The sequence below is a fragment of the Streptococcus oralis genome, assembly GCF_001578945.1.
Lineage (GTDB): Bacteria > Bacillota > Bacilli > Lactobacillales > Streptococcaceae > Streptococcus > Streptococcus oralis_Q.
In genome coordinates, this window is record NZ_KQ969552.1 from 29,545 (window position 1) to 33,858 (window position 4,314).

Sequence of the window (4,314 nt, forward strand, 5' to 3'; positions counted from 1 at the left end):
TATAGAGACCGTCTACATCTGTCAGGAGAACCAAAAGGTCTGCCTGAACCATAGCCGCTACCTGGGCACTCAGGGTGTCATTATCACCCACCTTGAGTTCATCAATGACGACACTGTCATTTTCATTGATGATGGGGATTGCACCACGATGAAGCAATACAGACAAGGCCTGATGGGCATTCTTATAGCGACGTTTATCTACAAAATCATCCTGGGTCAGCAAGATTTGTGCAGAAACGATCTGGCGCATGAGGAGGTTGGTTGTGTATTCCTCCAACAAAAGTCCCTGACCAACTGCAGCCGAAGCTTGTTTATCTGCAATCTTGGTCGGACGTTTTTTAAAACCCAAAGCTCCAAATCCAGCGGCAACTGCCCCAGATGACACTAAAATCAACTCATGTCCTGCTTCATGCAGCATAGCCAATTGCTGGGTAATTGCCTTTACTTTACTTCTTGATAGACTCCCATCTTCATTTGTCAAGGAGGAGGTCCCTACCTTAAAGACGATTCGTTTGTATTTCATAGTCTCACTCCGATTCTTCATATTTATCCATTATAACATGAATGCTTTAAAATAGAAAAGACTTGAAATGAAAAAGGTTGAGACAAGGCATCTCAACTCTTTTATCTATTCTCATTTTTGCGCAATCTTTCCAGCGTTTCTTTAAAAATTTCTGGAATATCTGCTGTGAATTCCAAGTTTTCACCTGTTCTCGGATGAGTAAAACCTAGAGTCTTGGCATGGAGGAATTGTCCATGTCCTTTCAGTGTTTTTCGAGGACCATAGACTTCATCACCAGCGACCGGATGGCCAATATAAGCCATATGAACACGAATTTGGTGGGTACGTCCTGTTTCCAGTTGCAACTCCACTAAGCTATAATCTCCAAAGTGTTCCAAGACGTGAAAACGCGTCACTGCTGGCTTCCCTTTAGCAGTCACAGCCTGTTTCTTACGGTCTTTTTCACTACGACCGATCGGCGCTTCAATGACACCACGATCATTGGGAAGATTGCCATGAACAATCGCCCAATATTTGCGGAGAGACTTCTTAGCCTTGAGTTCTTGGGCAAGTGCCAAGTGAGCCTCATCATTCTTAGCAATCATAAGGAGACCAGACGTGTCCTTGTCAATGCGGTGAACGATGCCTGGACGGAGAACACCATTGATACCTGACAAGTCCTTGATATGGTACATGAGGGCATTGACCAAGGTTCCACTGGTATGACCTGCGCTGGGATGAACCACCATGCCTTGAGGTTTGTTGACGACGGCAACGTCCTCATCTTGGTAGATGATTTCGAGTGGCAGATTCTCAGCCACATACTCTAAAATCTCCGGTTCTGGCACATGGTAGATGACGATATCCCCCTCTTGGACAGTGTATTTTGCTTTCTTGGCTTGCCCATTAACCAAAACTTGTCCAGCCTTGATTTGTTCATTAGCGAGACTGCGTGACAATTCTGTCAGATCCGACAGAGCCTTGTCTAGACGTTGCCCACCAGTTTCAATTTTTATTTCCATTTACTTCCTCTTTAAGCATTGCAATCAATAAAACAATGACACCAACTGTCAAATAGCTATCAGCAACATTGAAAATCGCAAAGTTGATAAAGTCTAGGTGAAACATATCCACCACAAAACCTTGACTCATTCTGTCGATAAAGTTACCCAAACCTCCCGCGATTATCAAGATCAGTCCAAAAACCATCCAGAGAGAATCCTCCATGTGTTTATGTAGATACCAAATGGCTCCTACCATGACGACCAGTGTAATAATAGCAAATAACCACTGCTGATCTTGCAGCATGGAGAAAGCTGCCCCTCGATTTTGCAGGTAGGTCAAGCTAACGAGATTGGGAATCCACGAACGAACTTCACCCAGTGGAATCTGCTGGACAACATAATTTTTGACCAACTGATCCAGCCCAATCAAAAGCAGTATAATGACTGCCACTATTCCTCTTTTTTTCATGATTTCCTCTTTTGATCAAAATATTCTTGCATGACCTCAACGAAAAGATTCCCAGCTTGACTAAGCTCCACTTCTTCCCGTTTGACATAGACCATGCGGTTATCTAGATTGTCCTTGAGGCGAATGACTGTAATGCCATTGACACTGTCACTATCTAAAAACCCAGATCCAGTCGCATAAGCATCCGTCCGCTCCAAAATACCATTCAAAGTAGCACGGTCGGTCACATTGAACATCTGGGAGCTCGCGCTGGTGTCGACAAAGTTCTCTGAATAATAAAGGTACTCATCTTTTTCCTGAGTGAAACGAACCGTTGGCAGATCCGCTAGATCCTCCATGACCAATTCCTCTTTCTGTGCTAAAGGATGCCCTTCACGAAGATAAATGTGAGTCTGGAAAGGAATTAGTTCGATAACTTCCAAGCCTAGCTTTTCAACCCGTTGCATGATACCCTTTTTATTTTGGTTGTTGAGGTAGATAATCCCAATCTCACTGTGTCCTTGGGCAACTTCGTCTAAGATTTGAACTGTAGTAGACTCAAAAATACGAAAGTTCTTATAATCAGGATAACGTTCTGAAAAGGCCGTAATGGTTGGTGGCAAGAAGTCATAGTGCTGGCTGGCAATGGAAAATTCATCCTTTTCTTCCTCAGGATTGGCATACTGATTTTGAAAAACATCAAAGCCTTTGACTAATTCTTGCGCCTTCTCATAAAATTCCATTCCACGACGGGTCAAGAAAGTCCCTGAGCTAGTCCGACGGAAAATCTTAAAGCCTAACTCTTTTTCCAAATCGCGCACAGAAATAGACAGACTCGGCTGACTAACATACATCTTTTCAGCAGCTTCACGGAAAGTACCACTATTGGCAATAGCCACAACATAGCGTAATTGTTGAATGTTCATCTTTTACCCCCAACTTCTCTATCTGTTCATTATACCATAATTCAGAACTTTTCCAAAAAAGAAAAAAGTGTCCATCGCAAGTTTAAATCTAACTATTCTCTATTAAATTCAAAATGGGTACCAAACCAAAAAAATAGGCTCTCCGAAAACTCGGAAAGCCTTATTTAATGCTACTTAGAGCGATTATTTTGCGATTGGGTAAACAGAAACTTGTTTTTTATCGCGTCCTTTACGTTCAAAGCGTACTACGCCTTCAACTTTAGCGAACAAAGTATCGTCTCCACCACGTCCAACGTTTACACCTGGATAGATGTGTGTACCACGTTGACGGTAAAGGATTGATCCACCTGTTACAGTTTGTCCGTCAGCTGCTTTAGCTCCAAGACGTTTCGCTTGTGAATCACGTCCGTTTGATGTAGAACCTCCACCTTTTTTGTGGGCGAAAAGTTGCAAGTTGTTAAGAGTCATTTTTAACATAATGTTTTCCTCCGTGTTAGTTTTCTGTGATAACTCTGGTTTGGACGAACTCAGAAGAGTTCTCCGATAAGTTTGCCATACCCAAGAAAAATGATTCGAAGAATAACTGGGTCATTTCTCTCTGGTGCGAAGGAAGATCCGCTGGTATTTCAACCTTTAGATAGCCACCTTCATCTTCGTTTAATTCTAAGATTGGTTCATAGCCTGCAAATTTCTCAATGGAATTGATAAAGTTAATGGCAAGCGTAGAAACCGATGCACACACGACATCTAAGCCGTATTCGCCACTTTCGGCGTGTCCAGTAATTTCCGCACTCCTCAGCTCGCCATCTTCGGCTCTCTCAAAGACTGCTTGTATCATGTGTTCTCCTTAAAAATTAAGCGTTGATCGCGTTGATGACAACTTTTGTATATGGTTGACGGTGACCTTGTTTGCGGTGGCTACCTTTTTTAGGTTTGTACTTGTAAGTAACAACTTTCTTTTGTTTTCCTTGTTTTTCAACAGTTCCAACTACAGTAGCTCCAGCAACAAGTGGAGTTCCGACAACAGTGTTTTCACCACCAACAAGAACAACTTCGTTAAAAGTAACTTCTTGACCAGCTTCAACGTTCAATTTTTCAACGTAAACTGCTTGACCAACTTCAACTTTAACTTGTTTTCCGCCAGTTTTGATAATTGCGTATGTGCTCATTATGCACCTCCTATGATTTTTAGGGTTTCCCCGTATTTTTGTGAAGACTCGCCTAGCATCGTGGGACGAACCACTTAAAAGAAGAGCTCTAAGTATAACAAAGTTTAAATTTGTTATACGACGAGCAAACGATGTTCGTGCGGTTGCACAGGACTGTGCATAGTCAACTCTTCAAGTATAGCATATCTTCTTTTTTCTTACAAGTAAAATCAATTAAAATTAAGTTTTTTCTTTCCCTTTTTTTCTCCAAGAAGCAAAAAGCATG

Annotated in this window: 7 protein-coding genes, 1 pseudogene and 1 other annotated feature; of the genes and pseudogenes, 1 reads left to right on the forward strand and 7 read right to left on the reverse strand. The window is 42.0% G+C overall.

Going from position 1 to position 4,314, the window contains the following annotated elements; all coding sequences use genetic code 11:
* From proB to SORDD16_RS05540, 4 genes are all read right to left on the reverse strand, one after another.
* Positions 1-523: glutamate 5-kinase (gene proB / locus SORDD16_RS11855; protein ID WP_241734017.1), on the reverse strand; the 523-nt coding region annotated here is incomplete at its 3' end.
* Between the two features lie 101 nt (positions 524-624).
* Positions 625-1,524, reverse strand: coding sequence for an RluA family pseudouridine synthase (locus tag SORDD16_RS05530; RefSeq protein WP_061452671.1), 900 nt, complete (start codon positions 1,522-1,524; stop codon positions 625-627).
* Positions 1,508-1,975: a signal peptidase II gene (gene lspA / locus SORDD16_RS05535; protein WP_061452672.1), complete on the reverse strand. Its 468-nt coding sequence runs from the start codon at positions 1,973-1,975 to the stop codon at positions 1,508-1,510. The genes SORDD16_RS05530 and lspA overlap by 17 nt, the downstream gene beginning before the upstream one ends.
* Complete coding sequence (locus SORDD16_RS05540) at positions 1,972-2,880, reverse strand: LysR family transcriptional regulator (RefSeq protein WP_061416603.1); 909 nt, start codon at positions 2,878-2,880, stop codon at positions 1,972-1,974. Before SORDD16_RS05540 ends, lspA begins: the two co-directional genes overlap by 4 nt.
* Here SORDD16_RS05540 and SORDD16_RS12310 point away from each other — a divergent pair.
* Positions 2,873-2,968, forward strand: a pseudogene (locus tag SORDD16_RS12310) (AraC family transcriptional regulator); the annotation flags it as partial. The gene SORDD16_RS05540 and the pseudogene SORDD16_RS12310 overlap by 8 nt on opposite strands.
* A 95-nt stretch (positions 2,969-3,063) precedes the next feature.
* On the opposite strand, the gene rpmA reads toward SORDD16_RS12310, so the two are convergent.
* From rpmA to rplU, 3 genes are read right to left on the reverse strand one after another with little or no spacing between them, the layout of a single operon-like run.
* Positions 3,064-3,357, reverse strand: coding sequence for a 50S ribosomal protein L27 (gene rpmA / locus SORDD16_RS05545; protein WP_000916509.1), 294 nt, complete (start codon positions 3,355-3,357; stop codon positions 3,064-3,066).
* A gap of 16 nt (positions 3,358-3,373) precedes the next feature.
* A complete protein-coding gene (locus tag SORDD16_RS05550) occupies positions 3,374-3,718 on the reverse strand; it encodes a ribosomal-processing cysteine protease Prp (protein WP_000613697.1) in 345 nt (114 codons plus the stop codon).
* Positions 3,719-3,734: 16 nt separating this feature from the next.
* Positions 3,735-4,049: a 50S ribosomal protein L21 gene (gene rplU / locus SORDD16_RS05555; RefSeq protein ID WP_000109141.1), complete on the reverse strand. Its 315-nt coding sequence runs from the start codon at positions 4,047-4,049 to the stop codon at positions 3,735-3,737.
* A gap of 34 nt (positions 4,050-4,083) precedes the next feature.
* Positions 4,084-4,204 (reverse strand) — a sequence feature (ribosomal protein L21 leader region).
* Positions 4,205-4,314: the final 110 nt, after the last annotated feature.